Origin of the sequence: Priestia sp. SIMBA_032 (genome assembly GCF_046535215.1) — a bacterium.
Lineage (GTDB): Bacteria > Bacillota > Bacilli > Bacillales > Bacillaceae_H > Priestia > Priestia aryabhattai.
This window is the reverse complement of record NZ_JAWRXD010001123.1, coordinates 1-253: the sequence shown is the minus strand read 5'-3', so window position 1 is coordinate 253 and position 253 is coordinate 1. Positions and strand designations below refer to the sequence as shown.

Here is a 253-nt window from a genome sequence, read left to right as displayed (position 1 = left end):
CGGGCAGATGAACAGACAGAATCCCCGCCAACAGCCCGACGACGGCAAGATGGGCCCGACCCGGGTCCGCGATCTGTCGGGCGTGGCCGCCGTGGTCGCAGTGGTGGTGTTCTTGCTGGTCCGCGTCAGCTACGGGTCGATGCCTCCGCTGCCGCTGCTCGCCGGGGTGGTGCTGTATCCGCTTGCCGCCCTTGAGGTTGTCATCGCGGTGGTGGTCCGTTCGCGCGTCCGGGAGCATGAGGTCGGGGCGCAG

The 253-nt window shown here is 69.2% G+C and carries 1 protein-coding gene; it reads left to right on the top strand.

The features are described 5' to 3' along the window. On the top strand, positions 1-253 hold a 253-nt coding region (locus SB717_RS37830), incomplete at both ends, for a DUF3180 domain-containing protein (protein WP_410908306.1).